15 protein-coding genes and 1 tRNA gene are annotated in these 18,129 nt (G+C 62.8%); 8 read left to right on the forward strand and 8 right to left on the reverse strand.

The annotated features are described in order from the left end of the window. Positions 1-295 precede the first annotated feature (295 nt). Positions 296-1,249 carry a LysR substrate-binding domain-containing protein gene (locus tag ABD815_RS00710; protein WP_344842087.1) on the reverse strand — a complete coding sequence of 318 codons (954 nt, stop codon included), beginning with the start codon at positions 1,247-1,249 and terminating at the stop codon, positions 296-298. Between the two features lie 154 nt (positions 1,250-1,403). Between ABD815_RS00710 and chvE the strand changes: the two genes are divergently transcribed. The 4 genes from chvE (at position 1,404) to araD1 (ending at position 6,336) form a co-directional block, all read left to right on the forward strand. Continuing rightward, positions 1,404-2,456: a multiple monosaccharide ABC transporter substrate-binding protein gene (gene chvE, locus ABD815_RS00715; protein WP_344842089.1), complete on the forward strand. Its 1,053-nt coding sequence runs from the start codon at positions 1,404-1,406 to the stop codon at positions 2,454-2,456. A 120-nt stretch (positions 2,457-2,576) separates the two neighbouring features. Next, entirely contained in the window at positions 2,577-4,103 is a 1,527-nt protein-coding gene (mmsA, locus tag ABD815_RS00720; RefSeq protein WP_344842092.1) for a multiple monosaccharide ABC transporter ATP-binding protein, read from the forward strand. After that, positions 4,103-5,341, forward strand: a complete 1,239-nt coding sequence (gene mmsB, locus ABD815_RS00725) for a multiple monosaccharide ABC transporter permease (RefSeq protein ID WP_344842093.1) — start codon at positions 4,103-4,105, stop codon at positions 5,339-5,341. Before mmsA ends, mmsB begins: the two co-directional genes overlap by 1 nt. After that, positions 5,338-6,336 carry an AraD1 family protein gene (gene araD1 / locus ABD815_RS00730; protein ID WP_344842095.1) on the forward strand — a complete coding sequence of 333 codons (999 nt, stop codon included), beginning with the start codon at positions 5,338-5,340 and terminating at the stop codon, positions 6,334-6,336. The genes mmsB and araD1 overlap by 4 nt, the downstream gene beginning before the upstream one ends. 130 nt (positions 6,337-6,466) lie before the next feature. On the opposite strand, the gene ABD815_RS00735 is transcribed toward araD1, so the two are convergent. The 5 genes from ABD815_RS00735 to glpX all read right to left on the reverse strand — a co-directional run bounded on the left by ABD815_RS00735 (position 6,467) and on the right by glpX (position 10,535). After that, a tRNA-Glu gene (locus ABD815_RS00735) sits at positions 6,467-6,541 on the reverse strand. A gap of 78 nt (positions 6,542-6,619) precedes the next feature. Beyond that, positions 6,620-8,362: a single-stranded-DNA-specific exonuclease RecJ gene (gene recJ / locus ABD815_RS00740; protein WP_344842098.1), complete on the reverse strand. Its 1,743-nt coding sequence runs from the start codon at positions 8,360-8,362 to the stop codon at positions 6,620-6,622. After that, positions 8,355-8,915, reverse strand: a complete 561-nt coding sequence (locus ABD815_RS00745) for a cysteine hydrolase family protein (RefSeq protein WP_344842101.1) — start codon at positions 8,913-8,915, stop codon at positions 8,355-8,357. Before ABD815_RS00745 ends, recJ begins: the two co-directional genes overlap by 8 nt. Before the next feature lie 63 nt (positions 8,916-8,978). Further along, positions 8,979-9,530 carry an isochorismatase family protein gene (locus ABD815_RS00750; protein ID WP_344842104.1) on the reverse strand — a complete coding sequence of 184 codons (552 nt, stop codon included), beginning with the start codon at positions 9,528-9,530 and terminating at the stop codon, positions 8,979-8,981. Between the two features lie 27 nt (positions 9,531-9,557). Next, a complete protein-coding gene (glpX, locus tag ABD815_RS00755; RefSeq protein WP_344842107.1) occupies positions 9,558-10,535 on the reverse strand; it encodes a class II fructose-bisphosphatase in 978 nt (325 codons plus the stop codon). A 283-nt stretch (positions 10,536-10,818) separates the two neighbouring features. Between glpX and ABD815_RS00760 the strand changes: the two genes are divergently transcribed. Further along, entirely contained in the window at positions 10,819-11,598 is a 780-nt protein-coding gene (locus tag ABD815_RS00760) for a transglutaminase-like domain-containing protein (RefSeq protein WP_344842110.1), read from the forward strand. Positions 11,599-11,617: 19 nt separating this feature from the next. Here the strand turns inward: ABD815_RS00760 and ABD815_RS00765 are convergent, their stop codons facing one another. Together ABD815_RS00765 and ABD815_RS00770 are read right to left on the reverse strand one after the other, a co-directional pair. Further along, positions 11,618-12,928 carry a homoserine dehydrogenase gene (locus ABD815_RS00765; protein WP_344842113.1) on the reverse strand — a complete coding sequence of 437 codons (1,311 nt, stop codon included), beginning with the start codon at positions 12,926-12,928 and terminating at the stop codon, positions 11,618-11,620. Between the two features lie 91 nt (positions 12,929-13,019). Then, on the reverse strand, positions 13,020-13,280 hold the full coding sequence (locus ABD815_RS00770) for a hypothetical protein (protein WP_344842115.1): 261 nt from the start codon (positions 13,278-13,280) through the stop codon (positions 13,020-13,022). 169 nt (positions 13,281-13,449) lie between these two features. Here ABD815_RS00770 and ABD815_RS00775 point away from each other — a divergent pair, with 169 nt between their 5' ends. The 3 genes from ABD815_RS00775 to rpoD all read left to right on the forward strand — a co-directional run bounded on the left by ABD815_RS00775 (position 13,450) and on the right by rpoD (position 18,095). Further along, positions 13,450-13,923 carry a hypothetical protein gene (locus ABD815_RS00775; protein WP_344842118.1) on the forward strand — a complete coding sequence of 158 codons (474 nt, stop codon included), beginning with the start codon at positions 13,450-13,452 and terminating at the stop codon, positions 13,921-13,923. Between the two features lie 52 nt (positions 13,924-13,975). Then, positions 13,976-15,919, forward strand: a complete 1,944-nt coding sequence (gene dnaG / locus ABD815_RS00780) for a DNA primase (RefSeq protein ID WP_344842120.1) — start codon at positions 13,976-13,978, stop codon at positions 15,917-15,919. A gap of 178 nt (positions 15,920-16,097) precedes the next feature. Further along, complete coding sequence (gene rpoD / locus ABD815_RS00785; protein ID WP_344842122.1) at positions 16,098-18,095, forward strand: RNA polymerase sigma factor RpoD; 1,998 nt, start codon at positions 16,098-16,100, stop codon at positions 18,093-18,095. Positions 18,096-18,129 lie beyond the last annotated feature (34 nt).

Consider the following 18,129-nt stretch of genomic DNA (forward strand, 5'->3'; position numbering starts at 1 on the left):
CCAAAATGCTTGCAGTAAAAGTCCGCAACTTCCTCAACTTTTTTGGTGTAGATTATGATGCGGCCAAGCTGCGCTGACACTGCGATCTCCCATTTCAATGTTGTCTAAGTTTAACTTGAAACCTGCCCAGCGCCAACGGCTGCAAAGTCCCGCATTGCAGACATGAGGGACGCAATGTCCCGTTGGGTTTCTTCGGGCGTTTTGTGGGCTCGGATCGTCGTGGTCACGACGGGTCTGAACTGAACCAGCATGAATGCGCAGGGGTGGCCGTTTGGTCGCCCTTTTCGTTGGGGCTTCAGGTCGGGGTGGGGGGCAATTCGGCGCGGCGGGTGGCGACGGCGCGTTCGGCCATGGCGAGAAAGGCGGTGGCGGCCGCGCTCAGGTCGCCGTGGGCGCGGGTGATGATGCCGAATTCGGGGACGTTGGTTTCAAAGTCGACGGGCAGGATGCGCACGCCATTGCCGCTCTCGAAGGCGCGCGCGACCGAGGTGGCGATGGGGGCGATGGCGTTGGTTTGCGAGATCGTGGCGAGGGTGAGCAGGAAAGACGATGTGTTGAGCACGCGCGCGGGCAGGGTGAGGCCGAGGGCGCGCAGTTTGGCCTCCATCGACACGCGCAGGATCGAGCCGGGGTGGGGCATGACCCAGTCGTAGGTGACGAGTTTGGAGCGGTCGAGATATTGCGCGCCGCGAAACAGCGGGTGTTCGGAGCGCGCGATCAGCGACATGGGTTCCACATCGACGGGGCGGTAGGCAAACGAGGCGGCGGCGTCGCCGAGCGGCGGGCGGGCGAGGGCGAAGTCGAGATGTCCGTCCAGCAGCATCTGGCACAACACATCGGAGGGGCTGACTTCGACGCGGACCTGCACGCGGGGGTGGGCGATGCGGGCTTCGCGGATCAGGGGGAGGACGAATTCGATGGCCGGTCCGGTGACGGCGCCCATGGCGACATGTCCGGCGCTGCCGTCGGTGAGGTCTTTGACGTCGCGTCCGACATCGACGATGTCGCGCAGCACGCGGGCGGCGCGTTCGGCAAACAGGCGGCCCTCGGCGGTGAGTTGGATGCCGCGGCCCGAGCGGGCGTAGAGGGGGGTGCCGAGGATGCCTTCGATTTCGGCGGCCAGGCGCGAGGCGGCGGGTTGGGTGATGGCGAGGCGGTTTGCGGCGGCGGACAGTTTTTCTTCGGCGTGCAGGGCGGCGGCAAGGCGCAGGTGGGGCATTTTGAGCCCGCGAGCGAGGAGGTCCGACATCGAATACTTACCTTTATTGGTAACAGTTTATATCAATACATAATTTGACAGATATGTGATTGAAAGGATTAATCGCGCCATACCGATCGGGTCGGGGGGTGTCGATATGCGTCCGATTCACCGGTTCACCACATAGATTCAGGGAGGAATCACCATGAAATTCACCAAGGTGTTGGCGTTGGCCGCCGCCGCCTCGACATTTGCGATTGCCGCATATGCCGACGGGACTATTGGAATCGCGATGCCGACGAAGTCTTCGGCGCGCTGGATTTCGGACGGCAATTCGATGGTCGAACAGTTCGAGGCCGCAGGCTATGACACCGATCTGCAATATGCAGAGGATGACATTCCCAACCAGCTCGCGCAGATCGAGAACATGATCACCAAGGGTGTTGATGTGCTCGTGGTGGCCGCGATTGATGGCACGACCCTGTCCAACGCCCTGTCCAACGCGGCGGCGTCGGGGATCAAGGTGATCGCCTATGACCGTCTGATCCGTGACAGCGGTGATGTGGATTACTATGCGACCTTCGACAACTTCAAAGTCGGTGTGCAGCAGGCGTCATCGCTGGTCTCCGGTCTGAAGGAGCGGTTTGGCGACGGGCCCTATAATGTCGAATTGTTCGGCGGTTCGCCCGACGACAACAACGCCTACTTCTTTTACAACGGGGCGATGTCCGTTCTCGATCCTCTGATCGCGGATGGCACGGTGAATGTCGCCTCCGGCCAGATGGGCATGGATACGGTCGGCACGTTGCGCTGGGACGGTGCGGTTGCACAGTCGCGCATGGATAACCTTTTGTCGGCCCATTACACCGACCAGCAGGTTCACGGGGTTCTGTCGCCCTATGACGGGTTGTCGATCGGGATTTTGTCGTCGCTCAAAGGGGTGGGCTATGGCTCCGGCGATATGAAGATGCCGATTGTGACCGGTCAGGACGCGGAAGTGCCCTCGGTGAAATCCATGTTGGCAGGCGAGCAGTATTCGACGGTGTTTAAAGACACGCGGTCGCTGGCGGGTGTGACCGTGAGCATGGTGGATGCGTTGCTCAAAGGCACAGAGCCCGAGATCAACGATACCTCGACCTATGACAACGGCGTCAAGGTTGTGCCGTCCTATCTTCTCGAGCCGGTCTCGGTTGACCTGAGCAACTGGGAAGAGATCCTGATCGGGTCGGGTTACTACACCATGGACCAGATCAAGTAAGTCGGTACCCTTCCCTAGGATACCTGCCGGACCGGTTCCCTATGCCGGTCCGGTGACCTGCCTCCGTCGGGGCGGGAAATACGGGGGCAGTGAAGACCCCCGGGATGAAAAGGGCGCGAGATGACCACACTTCTAGAAATGCGCGAAATCACCAAGGAATTCCCCGGCGTCAAGGCGTTGGACCGGGTGAGTTTGGCGGTTCGGGAGGGCGAAATCCACGCGATTTGCGGCGAGAATGGCGCGGGCAAGTCGACGTTGATGAAAGTGCTCTCCGGCGTCTATCCGGCGGGCAGCTATGACGGGGAAATCCATTACGGTGGGGAGGTGGCGTCGTTCCGCTCGCTCAGCGAAAGCGAAGAGCGCGGGATTGTGATTATCCATCAGGAGCTGGCGTTGGTGCCGGACCTGTCGATTGCGGAGAACATATTCCTCGGGAACGAGCGCGCGGGGCGTGGGGTGATTGACTGGCGGGCGACCAACCGGCGGGCGGAGGAATTGCTGCGCAAGGTCGGGCTGCGCGAGGCGCCCACCACCAAGGTCGATAGCATCGGTGTGGGCAAGCAGCAGTTGGTGGAGATCGCCAAGGCGCTGTCCAAGGACGTGCGGTTGTTGATCCTTGATGAGCCGACGGCGGCGTTGCAGGAGAATGACAGTCGCAAGCTTCTCGACCTGATGAAGGAATTGCAGCGCCAAGGCGTGACCTGCATCATCATTTCCCACAAGCTCGGCGAGGTGCGATATGTCGCCGATACGGTGACGGTTATTCGCGACGGGATGACGGTGTCTTCGGGGTCGGCCAAGGGGCTGAGCGAGGATGACATTGTGCGCGATATGGTGGGGCGCGATATGACCCACCGGTTCCCCGATCATGTGCGCACGCCCGGTAAGCTATTGATGGAAGTGGAAAACTGGAACGTCTGGCATCCCGAACACGGGGAGCGTCAGGTGATCCGCGACGCCGCGTTCACGGTGCGCGCGGGCGAGGTTGTGGGCATTGCCGGTGTGATGGGATCGGGGCGCACGGAACTGGCCATGTCGATATTCGGGCGCAGTTACGGGCGCAATATTTCGGGCACGGTGAAGTTGCATGGCCAGCCTGTCGATCTGAGTTCGGTGGATCGCGCGATTGCGGCAGGGCTGTCCTATGTGACGGAGGATCGCAAGACGCTCGGGCTGGTGCTTGACGAGACGATCCGGTTCAACACCACGTTGGCCAATCTGGGCGCGGTGTCCAAGGGCGGGGTTCTCAATCGTAACGAGGAGACGCGCGCGGCGGAGAAGTATCGCGAAGCTTTGGCCACGCGCACGCCGACGGTGTTCCAGAAGGTGGTGAACCTGTCGGGGGGCAACCAGCAGAAGGTGGTTTTGGCCAAGTGGCTGTTTACCGAGCCGGAGGTTCTGATCCTCGACGAGCCGACGCGCGGCATTGATGTGGGCGCGAAATATGAAATCTACACGATCATCAATGACCTCGCCGCACAGGGCAAAGGGGTGGTGATGATATCCTCGGAGATGCCCGAGCTTTTGGGCATGTGCGACCGGATTTACGTGATGAACGAGGGCGCGTTGGTGGGAGAACTTTCCGCGCGCGAGGCGAGCCAAGAGCGGATCATGTCGCTCATAGTGAACGAACGGGAGACAGCCTGATGGCAGTTGCAGACGAGGGCACCACGGGTGCCGCCCCCACCAAGGGGATCAAGGAATATCTCGCCGCGAACATGCGCGAATACGGGTTGTTGGTCGCGTTGATCGTGATCATGGGATTCTTTCAGGTGGTGACCAATGGCACGCTGTTGAAGCCGGTCAATATCACCAACCTGATGTTGCAGAACTCCTATATCGTCATCATGGCGCTGGGCATGTTGATCGTGATTGTGGGCGGTCATATCGACCTGTCTGTTGGGTCCGTCATGGGCTTTATCGGTGCTTTGGCGGCGGTGTTGATCGTGAATATGGATCTGCCGGTACTGGTCGCGATCGTGATCTGTCTGGTGGCGGGGGGCATCATCGGGGGCGCGCAGGGTTATTGGGTCGCCTATTGGCGCATTCCGCCCTTTATCGTGACGCTGGCGGGGATGTTGGTGTTTCGCGGGCTGTCTTTGTGGTTGCTCGAAGGGCAATCGGTCGGCCCGTTCCCGCAGAGTTTTCAGGTCATCGCGAACGGGTTTGTGCCCGATATCTTCCCGCAGAGCTGGGGCGTGGCGCTGGCCGAACTGGTGGGTGCGCGTCAGGTGAATGTGCTGGCCCTGGTGGCCGGTGTGCTCGGCGCGGGCGCGGTGGTGCGGTTGGGGTTAAAGCGGCGGGCGGCCAATCGGGCCTATGGCATCGTCGACGAGCCGCGCGCGTTTTTCATCCTGCGCACGGGCATTGTCGCCATCGCGATCCTGTTCATTCTGTTCAAACTCTCGACGTTTCGCGGGATCCCGAATGTGTTGGTCACGATGGGCATTCTGACGGTGATCTATGCGTTCATCACCGAGAACACGGTGATCGGGCGGCGGGTCTATGCGATGGGCGGCAATGAAAAGGCGGCCAAGCTGTCGGGGATCAAAACCGAACGGCTGAGCTTTCTGGCCTTTGTGAACATGGGTGTTTTGGCGGCGGCGGCGGGGTTGGTCTTTGCGGCGCGGTTGAACACGGCGACGCCGAAGGCGGGGTTCGCGCTCGAGCTGGATGTGATTGCGGCGGTGTTCATTGGCGGGGCGTCGATGTCGGGCGGGGTCGGCACGATTGTCGGCGCGGTTGTCGGGGCGTTCCTGATGGGCGTGCTCAACAACGGGATGTCGATCATGGGGATCGGGATCGATTTCCAGCAGATGATCAAGGGGTTGGTGCTGCTCGCGGCGGTGGTCTTTGACGTTTACAACAAACAGAAGCAGGGGTGACGCAGGTGTTCATTTCACAAGTCAGAAACCATGACGCAAGCACCCTGATCGTGGCGCGCGAGGGGCCGGAGGCCTATGTGGTGCGCGATGCGGTATCGACGATGGATCTCGTGCATGAGGCCATCGCATCGGGGCGCAGCCTGTCGCAGACGGTGTTCGATCACGGCTTTGGCGCGGCGGTCGATCTGGAAGCGGCCTACGCGGAGGGGCGGATGATGTTGCCCATTTCCCATCCCGATCCGGCGCATTGTTATCTCACGGGGACGGGGTTGACCCATCTGGGGTCGGCCTCGACGCGGGCGGCGATGCATGCCGGTGAGGGCGATGAGGCGGTCACGGATTCGATGCGGATGTTTCGCGATGGTGTCGCGGGCGGTCGCCCCGAGGCCGGTGCGGTCGGCGCGCAGCCGGAGTGGTTTTACAAAGGCAGCGGTGATCATGCGGTGGCCGCGGGGCAGCCGTTGGTGTCGCCGTCCTTCGCGCTCGATGGCGGCGAGGAGCCGGAGGTGGCGGGGGTCTATGTGATCGCGCCGGATGGCATGCCTATGCGGGTCGGATTTGTTTTGGCCAACGAGTTTTCCGATCACGTGACGGAGCGGTCGAATTACCTGTTGCTGGCGCATTCGAAACTGCGCCCTGCGAGTTTCGGGCCGGAGTTGTTGGTGGGGGAATTGCCCAGCGATGTGCGCGGCACCAGCCGGATCCTGCGCGATGGCGCGGTGATTTGGGAAAAGCCGTTCCTGTCGGGCGAGGCGAACATGTCCCATACGATCGCCAATCTGGAGCACCATCATTTCAAATATCCGCTGTTCCGCCGTCCGGGTGATTTGCATGTGCATTTCTTTGGCACGGCGACGCTGAGCTTTGCGGATGGAATCGCGGCGCAGGCGGGGGATGTGTTCGAAATCGACGCGCCCGATTTTGGATTGCCGTTGCGCAATCCGCTGGGTGCTGCGCAAGAATCGCATGACCTTGCGGTGGTGCACGCTCTGTAGGGATGAGGGCGGCGCGGGGGTGTATTGCGCCCCCGCGTGACTATCAAAGGTGCCAACGACGCAAACGACCGGCGCGGGGACCCGTGGTGTGGTCCCTGTGGTGGGATCGTTGTATTCGAGGTGGGGAAAGTGGCAGCCCGTAGGGGAATTGAACCCCTCTTTCCAGGTTGAAAACCTGGCGTCCTAACCGATAGACGAACGGGCCGCGCTTAACGTGAGGCGGTTTCTATGGAATGGCGGCGGCGGGCGCAAGAGGTTCTTTTACAAAAAATGCAGATTTTTTTCATGACTCTGCGGCATCCTCCAAACGCACCTGCGCGCTACGCTTTCCGCCCCAAGTATTGATCTCCAGACGACCCGCGAGATGGAATCGCGCACCGGCGTGTTTTTCAAGGGCCGGACCGATGGGGCTATCGAAGGCGCCAAAGCAGATGGCATCGAGGCGCGGGCCGTGGCCGTCGGAAAATGTCACCTTGAGATGGTTTTCGCCGACGCGGCGCGCGAAGTGGATGGCGCAGTCGGGGAAGGCAAAGCGGGGCGCGGGGGCGGCGGCGCCAAAGGGGCCTGCGGCCTCGATCCGTTCAATCAGATCGGGATCGGCGGCGCCGGGCATCAGCATCGAATCGAGTTTGAGGTCGGCGGGGCCTGCGGTTCCCGCGCCTTGGCGGGCGAGCAGTTCCGACAGGCGCGCCATGGCGGGTTCGAGTTGGTCGCGCCGCACCGTGAGGCCCGCGGCCATTTTGTGTCCGCCGCCTTTGACGAGCAACCCTTCGGCTGCGAGGCGCTGGATCGATGCGCCGAGGTCGACACCGGTCACCGAGCGCCCTGATCCTTTGCCTTCGTCGCCCTCTAGGCCGATGACGATGGCGGGGCGGTTGGTTGATTCCTTGAGCCGTGAGGCGACGATGCCGACCACGCCGGGGTGCCAGCCTTCGCCTGCGGCCCACACGAGCGGGCCGTCGAGGCCGCGCTCTTCGGCCTGTGCGATGGCGGCTTCGCGCACGGCGTTTTCGACGTCGCGGCGTTCAGAGTTCAGCGCGTCGAGGCGTTCGGCCATGGCGCGGGCTTCGTGTTCGTTGTCGGTGGACAGAAGGCGCGCGCCGAGGTCGGCCTGTCCGATGCGCCCGCCTGCGTTGATGCGCGGGCCGAGGACGAAACCGAGTGCATAGGAGGTCGGGGCATTGTCCATGCGGGCGACGTCGGCCAGCGCGCGCAGGCCCGTGCGATGACGCCCCGCCATGACGCGCAGGCCTTGGCGCACCAGCGCGCGGTTGACGCCGATGAGGGGGGCGACATCGGCCACGGTGGCGAGTGCTACGAGATCGAGCATCGCCATGAGGTCGGGGCCGCGCGTGCCGGATTCCCGCATCTGTCGGTTCACCTCGACGAGCATCAGGAACACCACGGCGGCGGCGCATAGGTGGGCGAGATCGCCGGTTTCGTCCTGACGGTTGGGGTTCACCACGGCCACGCAGTCGGGCAGGGTTTCCCCGCCCAAGTGGTGGTCGAGCACGATGACATCGGCGCCTTTGGCGGCCGCGATGGGCCCGTGCGAGAGGGTGCCGCAGTCAACGCAGACGATCAGGTCGTGGTCGCGCGCCAGCATCGCCATGGCGTCATCGTTGGGCCCGTAGCCTTCGTCGATGCGGTCGGGAACATAGAGGGTGGCGGTATGGCCCGCCTCGCGCAGCCATGTCAGCAGGAGCGCCGCAGAGGAGCCGCCATCGACGTCGTAATCGGCGAAGACGGCGATCTTTTGGCGTTTTATGAGCGCGGTGAGGAAACGGTTGGCCGCCGTGCCCATGTCTATGAGGCTCTGCGGGTCGGGCAGGAGGTCTTTGAGGGTCGGGGCGAGAAAGCTCTCGGCCTCTTCCGCGCTGACGCCGCGCCGTGCGAGCAGGTCGCAGAGCGCTTTGGGAAAGCCGGTTTGTTGGGCGAGCGCATCGGCGGCGCGGATCATGTCCTCGCTCGGGCCGACCCAGCGGCGGCCTGTCAGCGAGGCGGAGACGTTCAGGAAATCACTCATGGGCGGTTATATCGGCCACTGCGCGCACGGATGCAAATTCGCCGTGCAGGTGGGAGAGCGCGGTGTTGTGGATTGTGGTCGCATCGAGGGGCGGCAGGTCGGCCCATGTGGTGTCGGCGTTGCTCGTGAAGGCGGCGCAGGCGTCATGGGCCAGCGTGACACAAAAGCCGAGGTTGGCGGCCATGCGGGTGGTGGTGGAGACGCAATGGGGCGTTGTCAGGCCGCAGATCACCAGATCGGTGATAGCGCGCTCGCGCAGGCGGGTTTCGAGGTCGGTGCCGATGAAGGCGGAGTTGACGGATTTGTCGATCACCGCTTCGCCGTCGCGGGGGGTGACCTGTGGTTTGAAGGTGGTGCCAGCGCCCGAGAGGGGCGATCCGGGCGTCGTGGAGATATGGCGGATGTGGAAAATGGCCCAGTCTTTGGCGCAGGCACGGGCACGTGCATGGGCGAGCAGGTCGCCCGCGCGGTCTTCGGCCTGCGGGTTATTGCGCGTGCCCCAGACGGGGGCGTCAAAGCCGGTCTGGATGTCGATGAGGATGAGGGCGTGCATGGTGTCTCCGGTTTGGCCAGAGGGTCACCGAGCGGGCGGGGAATGTAAAGCCTCGCGGCGGGGTTAGCGCGCGAGGATTTCGCCCAGAGTGCGCGCCGTGGCGATGCCGCTTTGCAGGCTGGCGATGGCGGCGTCGTGGACGGCCTGTGGCGTGGGACGGTCGGGGGTTTCCCATCCGGCCTCGCCCGCGCCGGTGAAGGCCGCGCAGGCCTCCGGCACCACGGTGACGTTCAGGCCGAGGGCGCTGGCGTCGCGCGCGGTTGCGCTCACGCAGGCGCCGGTGGGTAGGCCGCAGATCACCAGATCGCGCACATTGCGCAGGGCGAGGCGTTGGGCGAGATCCGTGCCGTCAAAGGCGGAGTGGGCGTGCTTTTCGATGACGGTTTCGCGCGCTTTCGGGGCGACCACGGTTTTGAAGGCGACGCCCGCGCCCGAGAGCGGGCTGCCTTTGGCGTCCGAGACGTGGTGGACGTGGTAGACGGGCAGGTGGTTGCTGCGGAAATGGGCGAGAAGGCGGCCAGCGGCGGCCTCTGCACCGGGATTGTTGCGTGCGCCCCATGCCGGGTCGTCGAACCCTTTCTGGATGTCGATCAGGATCAAGGCAGTGTGGTCCATTGGCTTACCTCTCTGGGGCGGGTTGCGTTACTTTTTGTGGTGGGGCTCGGCGGGGTTGCGGTAGGTCATGCGGCGCATGGAGCCGGTTTTGGAGCGCATCAGGATGGTTTCGGTGGTCAGCCAGCCGGGTTCGCGTTTGATGCCGGAGACGATGGAGCCGTCGGTGACGCCGGTGGCCGCAAAGATCACATCCGAGGTCACCATATCGTCGCGCGCGTAGATGCGATTGAGGTCGCGGATGCCGGCCTTGTCGGCGCGGGCGCGTTCGTCATCGTTGCGAAACGTCAACTGGCCCCACATTTGCCCGCCCATGCATTTAAGAGCGGAGGCGGCGAGCACGCCTTCGGGGGCGCCGCCCGAGCCCATATACATGTCGATGCCGGTGGTGGGTTCGGCGCAGTGGATCACACCGGCCACATCGCCGTCGGTGATCAGGCGGATGGCGGCCCCTGTGGCGCGCAGCTCGGCGATCATTTCCTCATGGCGGGGGCGTTCGAGGACGCAGAGCGTGATGTCATGGGGGTCGACGCCTTTGGCCTTGGCCAGTGCGTGGACGCGTTCGGTGGGGGACATCTCGAGGGTGACGACGTTCTTTTTATAGCCCGGGCCGATGGCGAGTTTGTCCATATAGACGTCGGGCGCGTGCAGGAGCGTGCCGCGCGGGGCCATGGCGATCACGGTGAGCGCGTTGGGCATGTCCTTGGCGGTCAATGTGGTGCCTTCGAGCGGGTCGAGCGCGATGTCGACGGCGGGGCCGTTGCCGGTGCCGACCTCTTCGCCGATGTAGAGCATCGGGGCTTCGTCGCGTTCGCCTTCGCCGATGACCACGCGGCCGTGGATGTCGAGGAGGTTGAGTTGATCGCGCATCGCGTTGACGGCGGCCTGATCGGCGGCTTTTTCGTCACCGTGGCCGACGAAATCTGCCGAGGCCATGGCGGCAGCTTCGGTCACGCGCGCGAGACCCAATGACAAAAGGCGGTCGAAAAATGTGATCTGGCGGTTCATCGGCGCGTCCCTGTTCAATTCGTTGCCACTCTGGTAGCGGGGGGAGGAGGCGCTCACAAGCGGGGCGTCTGATGTGCGCGCTAACAGTCATCATGTTTACGCTAACTTGTTACGCTAACAGTATAATTCGTGATTTACGCTGCCCGGAAATGTGGTTCGGGGGGCGGAATCGCTTTTGGTGCGGATGAGGGTGCGGAACCATTGGCGGTTTCGATGCTTGGTGAGTGGGGTGCGGGTGGAATGCGCGCGCCTATGGATGCGGTTTTGGTGGGAAAGTTTCGGGATGCAGATACAGATCGATGTAGCGATGGATTACGCGCTTGGGGTGGATCCGTTGGTCAATCTCGCCATAGAGGTGGCGCGCACGGACGGGCAGGACGTGATTTCCGACACCATTGCCATCGACTATTGCACGGTGACCCGTGTGGCAGGCGAGGGGGGTCTGGGCACGCGGATCTGGGCCGATGTGACCAGCCCGCGGATGGTGTTGCGCTATCAGGCCACCGTTGATGTGACGCGCGAGGTGAGCGCGCTCGACACGCTTGCCGCGGATCCGCGTCAGGAGTTGCCGGGGGATGTTTTGTCGTTCCTGCGCCCGTCGCGGTTGATCGAGTCCCACAGCTTTCTAGGCTTTGTCGAGCGCCGGTTCGGGCATCTGTCGGGGGGCGCGAAGATCGCGGCCATGCGCGACTGGATCGAGGCGGAGATGGAGTATTTGCCGGGGAGTTCGAATGCGACCACCAGTGCGATTGACAGTTTCGCGTCGCGCCAAGGTGTGTGTCGTGACTATGCGCAATTGATGTGTGCTTTCGCGCGTGCGGTCGGGATTCCGGCGCGTTGTGTGTCGGTCTACGGATTGGGCGTGGATCCGCAGGATTTCCATGCGGTAGCGCAGGTTTGGCTATCCGGCGGGTGGCATCTGGTGGACCCGACGGGGATGGCGCGGCCCGATCATATGGCGGTCATCGCGGTGGGGCGCGACGCCGGTGACATCGCGTTTATGGAGACCGAAACACCGGCCGATCTGTATTATCAATCGGTCTCGGTGATGTCGGTGGCCTAGGGGTCAGGTGGCCTAGGGGTCAGACGGCTTCGATGCGGATCGCGACGGGCGCCTCGGCGAGCACGCCTGTGGCGTCCATTTCCTCAAGAGCGTGATCGAGCGCGTGGCGCGATGTGGCGTCGGTGACGATGAGAACTGGCGCGACGTCCGGGTTTTCGAGTTGGCCGTATTGGCGCATGCGGTCGATGGAGACGCCCGCATTGCCAAGCGCGGCTGCGATTTTCGCCAGCGCGCCGGGTTTGTCGACCAGAGACATGCGCAGGTAATAGGGCGCAGGGGTCGCGGCGACGGCGGATTTCGCCTTTACCAGTTCGCGCGCCGGTTGGCCGAAGGTGGCCAGACGCGTGCCGCGCGCAATGTCGATTACATCCGAGAGCACTGCGGAGGCGGTGGGGCCTTCGCCCGCGCCTGCGCCGCGCAGCACGATCTGGCCGACCGCGTCGCCTTCGATCACCACCATATTGGTGGCGTTTTCGAGTTGGCCGAGGGGGCTGTTGTCGGGCACGAGGCAGGGTGTCATGCGCTGTTCGAGGCCGCGACCGGTCATCTGGGCGACGCCCAGCAATTTGATGCGGTAGCCCATGTCGGCGGCGTGGCGGATGTCGGAAATGGTAATGCGTTCAATGCCTTCGAGGACCATGTCCGAAAAAGCGACCTGCGTGCCAAAGCCGATTGAGGCCAGCAGCGCGAGTTTGTGGCCCGCGTCGATGCCGCCCACGTCGAGTGTCGGGTCGGCTTCGAGGTAGCCGAGCGCATCGGCGGCGGCGAAGACTTCGTCGTAGGGCAGGCCTTCGTTTTCCATCCGCGTGAGGATGTAGTTACAGGTGCCGTTCATCACGCCGATGATGCGGGTGATGCGGTTGCCTGCGAGGCCCTCGGTGAGGGATTTGATGACCGGAATGCCGCCTGCGACCGCCGCCTCATAGCGCAGCACGGCGCCATTGTCCTCGGCCTGAATGGCGAGGTCCTGACCGTGCAGGGCGAGCATGGCTTTGTTGGCGGTCACCACGTCTTTGCCAGCCGAGAGCGCGGCCTCGGTTGCCGCCTTTGCGGGACCATCCGCGCCGCCCATCAGTTCGACGAAGACATCCACATCCTTGCGCAGGGCGAGAGAGACGGGGTCGTCTTCCCATGCGTAGCCGGAGATATCGACGCCGCGGTCTTTGTCGCGGGTGCGTGCGCTCACGGCGGTGATGACGATCGGGTGGCCGGTGCGTTTTGACAGCAGTTCGGCTTTTTGCTGGACGATCTTGATGACGCCCACGCCGACGGTGCCCAGACCCGCAATGCCGAGACGAAGGGGGGCTTTGGGGTCGAGAGTCTTGGCCATGGGGCGCTCCGGAATTCAGCGGGGGACAAAGGAAATCTGGCGGTGGTGATAGACGGGTTGTGCGGGTCGCGCAACCGCTCTGGCATCTGGGTCAGATGGGGGTGTTGGCCAAGTCGCGGGCGCGCGCTCTGAGGGCGGCGGCGCGTGCGGCGAGTTCGTCGGCCTCGGCGGTCCCGCGATCCACGTCGGATTGGGTGGTTTCGGTGAGCCCGAGGTCGTCGGCGGGCATCAGTTCGGGCCACTGTGCATTCGCGGGCAGGGGTGTCACGCGGCTGCTCAGATCGGGGCCACCATCGCAGGCGGCCAGCGCGAGCGGAGCGAGGAGCAGGAGGCGAAGGGGTGTGCGGGACATGCGCGGGCAACTCACGAGGGACCAAGAGGGGTGGATGGCGGGCAGGCCCGCATCCGCGCAGACCATAAAGGGCGCGCGTGCAGGGCGCAACGCGAGACGCGCTTCCTTGCGCCTTCCTTCCGCGCGCGCGGCGCGTTAGGTAGGGGCAGATTTGCCAGAAAGAGCGCCTATGACCGTTTTGACCGTCGACCCCTCTCCCGCGCGCCGCAGTTTTGCGGTGGTGACCTTGGTTCTTCTCGCTTTGATCGTTCTGACGCTGGGGTTGCGGTCGGGTGAAATGGCGCTCGGCTATAGGGTGTTCATGATCGTGGTTGGTGCGGGGGCAGGGTATTTCGCCTGGGCCATGTGGCAGGCGACGTCGCAGGGGCTGGTGCTCGACGAGGACGAATTGCGCGAAAGCGGCGGGCGGGTGATCTGCGCGCTGGCCGATATCGAAAAGGTCGAGCGGGGCACCTTTGCCTTCAAGCCCTCGAACGGGTTCCTCATTCGGGTGAAAACGCGCCAGGGTCGGGTGTGGGCGCCGGGCCTGTGGTGGCGAATGGGGCGTGTGATCGGGGTCGGCGGGGCGACCTCCGCGTCACAGGCCAAGGCCTTGGCCGATGTTCTGGCGGCGCGGATTTCGGGCGCGGGCCGGATTGATTGAGCTCTGCGCGAATCTCTCGACTCCGCTTGGCTGACGGGAGATAATCGCGGCTATGTCATTGCCCCCCGGATTTCTCGACGAATTGCGCACCCGCCTGTCGTTGGCCGATGTGGTCGCACGCAAGGTCGTGTGGGACACGCGCAAGTCGAACGCGGGCAAGGGCGACATGTGGGCACCATGCCCGTTCCATCAGGAAAAAAGCGCCTCTTTCCACGTCGTGGACCGCGAAGGCTACTATTATTGCTTTGGCTGCCACGCCAAGGGCGATGCGATCAATTTCGTGCAGGAGACCGAGAATGTCTCCTTTATCGAGGCGGTCGAAATCCTCGCACGCGAGGCGGGGATGACGATGCCTGCCCGCGATCCGCGTGCCAAGGAAAAGGCCGATCTGTCCCAGCAATTGGTCGAGATCAACGAAGCGGCGCTGCGGTTTTTCCGCCTGTCCTTGCAGCAGGGGATTGGCGCGGATGCGCGCGCCTATCTCGATAAACGCGGGATGAAGCCCGAGACGCGCGATAGGTTCGAGATCGGGTTTGCGCCGAACGGCAATGCGTTGATGCAGCATCTAAAAGCGCAGGGCATGGACCCTGTGCTGATGCAGCGCGCGGGGTTGCTCGGCAAACCCGACGACGGGCGCGATATGTATGATTTCTTTCGCGACCGGATCATGTTCCCGATCCGCGATGCGCGCGGGCGTTTGATTTCGTTTGGCGGGCGGGCGATGGATCCCAATGCGCGGGCCAAATACCTCAACGGTCCGGCGACGACGCTGTTTGACAAAAGTGCGGCGCTTTACAACATCGGGCCGGCGCGCGCGGCAGCGGGGCAGGGGCAGACCCTGATCGTGGCCGAAGGCTATATGGATGTGATCGCGCTGTCTGAGGCGGGGTTCGAGGCGACGGTTGCGCCGCTCGGCACCGCCGTGACCGAGGGGCAGTTGGCGATGATGTGGCGGTTGTCGCCCGAGCCCGTGATCGCGCTCGACGGGGATACGGCGGGACTGCGCGCGGCCTATAAGGTGATCGATTTGTCCCTGCCGTTGTTGAAATCAGGGCATGCGTTGCGCTTTGCCCTGTTGCCCGACAAGACCGACCCCGATGATTTGATCAAGTCCAAGGGGCGCGAGGCGATGCAGGGCGTTCTGGACGGCGCATTGCCGATGGTCGCGCTGTTGTGGCGACGCGAGACCGAGGGCAAGACGTTTGACAGCCCCGAGCGGCGTGCAGCGCTCGAGACCGCTTTGGCGAAAAGCACGCGGTTGATCGAGGATCAGATAATCCGGCGTCATTATGACGATGCGCTCAAGGAATTGCGGTGGAACCTGTTCCGTCCCGCCCGTGCGCCCCGGCCCACGAAGGGCAAATGGAACCCGCGTGCAGGTGCGCCGGTTGTGCCCACGGCGGGCACAAAGGCATCGGCCCTCGCGGCGGGGGATGATCGCACGGCGCAGGTGATGCGCGAGGCGGTTGTATTGGCGACGCTGTTGATGAACCCGTCGCTGATCGAGCGGTTTCTGGACCGTTTGGAGCGCCTCGACATGGTGTCGCCCGATCATGCACGTCTGCTCTCGGTCATCCTGCGTTATGAGGGGGCGGCGGTGTCGCAGGAATTGCGCGAGAGTGTCGTGGCGGCATTGGGGCGCGAGATCCTTGATCTGCTGATGGCGCGACCCCATGTGCAGATTGCACCACCGGTACGCCGGCCCGATCCTGTGACCGCGGCGGCGTGTCTGGACGAAGAATTGACGAAACTGCGCGCGCTCTATGGTGCGAAGACGACTTTGGACGAGGCCATCGAGGATATGCTGGCCGCCGAGGACGAGGCCGTGACATGGCGGTTGGGCGAGGTCGCGGCGAGCCGGAACCGCGCCATCAAGGCAGAAACTGAAGAGACGATTGAAACCGACATCGCCGACAACGGGTTGGAGATCAACCGGTCGGAACGTGACCGGTGGCAAAAGCTTCTTAACGAAATACATCCAGACAAGCGTCAATGATGCGTTCGCGGCATGAGGCATCTTGGCAACGCTCTGGTGCGTGATGACGACAGGAAATAAGGGTATCAGGTAGCGAATCGTCGATTCGCGTGACATGATTCGCCGAGATTCGTTCCGCTGCCCTGATTCGGGTGCAGGCGGCACTGGTGCCCCAACCGTTAAAGGGAGAGCCGAACCTATGGCTGCCAAAGACAACGACGACGCCCAAACCGAGGAACAAGACTCCGAGGTGATGCTGGATGTGAGCCAAACTGCGGTCAAAAAGATGATCGCGGAGGCGCGTGAGCGCGGCTACATCACATACGACCAGTTGAACAAAGTGTTGCCGCAGGATCAGGTATCTTCCGAGCAAATCGAAGACGTGATGTCGATGCTCTCCGAGATGGGCATCAACGTGATCGAGGACGACGAGGTCGAGGACGACGACGACGCCAAATCCAAGGGCGGTGCGTTGGTCGAGGCCAATTCGTCGCGCGATGTGGCGGTAGCGGCCTCCGAGACCGAAAAGCTCGACCGGACCGACGACCCTGTGCGGATGTATCTGCGCGAAATGGGGTCTGTGGAGTTGCTGTCGCGCGAAGGCGAGATCGCGATTGCGAAACGGATCGAGGCCGGTCGCAACACGATGATCGCGGGTCTGTGTGAAAGCCCTCTGACATTCCAGGCGATCACGATCTGGCATGACGAGCTTTTGACTGAAGACATTCTTCTGCGTGACGTGATCGATCTGGAGGCCACGTTCGGCACCGGCGTCGATGGCGACGAAGAGGGGTCCGTGGTTGAGGGGATCGCGACGAGCGAGGGCGAATCCGACGAGAAGACCGAGGAAAAGCAGGAGCTGGACGCCGACGGCAATCCGATTTCGCGTGAAGACGACGATGACGATGATGACGACGAACAGGCCAATATGTCGCTCGCCGCGATGGAAGCCGCTCTCAAGCCGATGGTTCTGGAAACCCTTGCGCAGATTTCCGAAGACTTTGCACAGCTCTCCGAGATGCAGGATCAGCGGATGAGCGCGACGCTCAACGAGGATGATTCCTTCTCGGCCTCCAATGAGGCGGAGTACCAAAAGCTGCGCTCCGAGATCGTGTTGCTGGTGAATTCGCTCCACCTGCACAACAACCGTATCGAGGCGTTGATCGACCAGCTTTATGGCATCAACAAACGGATCATGGTGATCGACAGTTCGATGGTGAAGCTCGCCGATCAGGCGCGCATCAACCGCAAGGAATTCGTCGACGAATACCGGGGTGCCGAACTCGATCCGACATGGATGGATCGCGTGGCCGAGAAGCCCGGTCGCGGGTGGCAGATGTTCCTCGAACGCTTCACTGGTCAGGTCGAAGAACTGCGCTCCGAGATGGCGATGGTCGGGCAGTATGTCGGTGTGGATATCACCGAATTCCGCCGCATCGTGCAGCAGGTTCAAAAGGGCGAAAAAGAGGCCCGTCAGGCGAAGAAGGAAATGGTCGAGGCCAACCTGCGTCTGGTGATCTCGATCGCGAAGAAATACACGAACCGCGGCTTGCAATTCCTTGATCTTATTCAGGAAGGTAACATCGGCCTGATGAAAGCGGTCGATAAGTTCGAATACCGTCGCGGGTATAAGTTCTCGACCTATGCGACGTGGTGGATCCGTCAGGCGATCACCCGTTCGATCGCCGATCAGGCCCGCACGATCCGTATTCCGGTCCATATGATCGAAACGATCAACAAACTGGTGCGCACCGGTCGTCAGATGTTGCACGAGATCGGTCGCGAACCGACGCCGGAGGAATTGGCAGAAAAGCTGCAGATGCCTTTGGAAAAGGTTCGCAAGGTGATGAAGATCGCCAAGGAGCCGATTTCGCTCGAGACGCCGATTGGCGACGAGGAAGACAGCCAGCTTGGCGATTTCATCGAGGACAAGAACGCGGTTCTGCCGCTCGATGCCGCCATTCAGGAGAACCTCAAAGAGACCACGACGCGGGTTCTTGCCTCTCTCACGCCGCGTGAAGAGCGCGTGCTGCGGATGCGGTTTGGCATCGGGATGAACACCGACCACACGCTCGAAGAAGTGGGTCAGCAGTTCTCGGTGACGCGCGAACGTATTCGCCAGATCGAAGCGAAGGCGCTGCGAAAGTTGAAGCACCCGAGCCGAAGCCGGAAGCTGCGCAGCTTCCTCGACCAGTAAGTTTTAGAGCGCCTCCCGAAAGGGGGGCGTTTTT

The sequence above is a fragment of the Celeribacter arenosi genome (genome assembly GCF_039539485.1).
Classification (GTDB): domain Bacteria; phylum Pseudomonadota; class Alphaproteobacteria; order Rhodobacterales; family Rhodobacteraceae; genus Celeribacter; species Celeribacter arenosi.

Excerpts from the sequence above, each read along its gene's own strand:
- ABD815_RS00710 (WP_344842087.1), bottom strand. The coding sequence starts at position 1,249 with ATGTCGGACCTCCTCGCTCGCGGGCTCAAAATGCCCCACCTGCGCCTT.
- chvE (WP_344842089.1), top strand. The coding sequence starts at position 1,404 with ATGAAATTCACCAAGGTGTTGGCGTTGGCCGCCGCCGCCTCGACATTT.
- mmsA (WP_344842092.1), top strand. The coding sequence starts at position 2,577 with ATGACCACACTTCTAGAAATGCGCGAAATCACCAAGGAATTCCCCGGC.
- mmsB (WP_344842093.1), top strand. The coding sequence starts at position 4,103 with ATGGCAGTTGCAGACGAGGGCACCACGGGTGCCGCCCCCACCAAGGGG.
- recJ (WP_344842098.1), bottom strand. The coding sequence starts at position 8,362 with ATGAGTGATTTCCTGAACGTCTCCGCCTCGCTGACAGGCCGCCGCTGG.
- ABD815_RS00745 (WP_344842101.1), bottom strand. The coding sequence starts at position 8,915 with ATGCACGCCCTCATCCTCATCGACATCCAGACCGGCTTTGACGCCCCC.
- ABD815_RS00750 (WP_344842104.1), bottom strand. The coding sequence starts at position 9,530 with ATGGACCACACTGCCTTGATCCTGATCGACATCCAGAAAGGGTTCGAC.
- glpX (WP_344842107.1), bottom strand. The coding sequence starts at position 10,535 with ATGAACCGCCAGATCACATTTTTCGACCGCCTTTTGTCATTGGGTCTC.
- ABD815_RS00760 (WP_344842110.1), top strand. The coding sequence starts at position 10,819 with ATGCAGATACAGATCGATGTAGCGATGGATTACGCGCTTGGGGTGGAT.
- ABD815_RS00765 (WP_344842113.1), bottom strand. The coding sequence starts at position 12,928 with ATGGCCAAGACTCTCGACCCCAAAGCCCCCCTTCGTCTCGGCATTGCG.
- ABD815_RS00770 (WP_344842115.1), bottom strand. The coding sequence starts at position 13,280 with ATGTCCCGCACACCCCTTCGCCTCCTGCTCCTCGCTCCGCTCGCGCTG.
- ABD815_RS00775 (WP_344842118.1), top strand. The coding sequence starts at position 13,450 with ATGACCGTTTTGACCGTCGACCCCTCTCCCGCGCGCCGCAGTTTTGCG.
- dnaG (WP_344842120.1), top strand. The coding sequence starts at position 13,976 with ATGTCATTGCCCCCCGGATTTCTCGACGAATTGCGCACCCGCCTGTCG.
- rpoD (WP_344842122.1), top strand. The coding sequence starts at position 16,098 with ATGGCTGCCAAAGACAACGACGACGCCCAAACCGAGGAACAAGACTCC.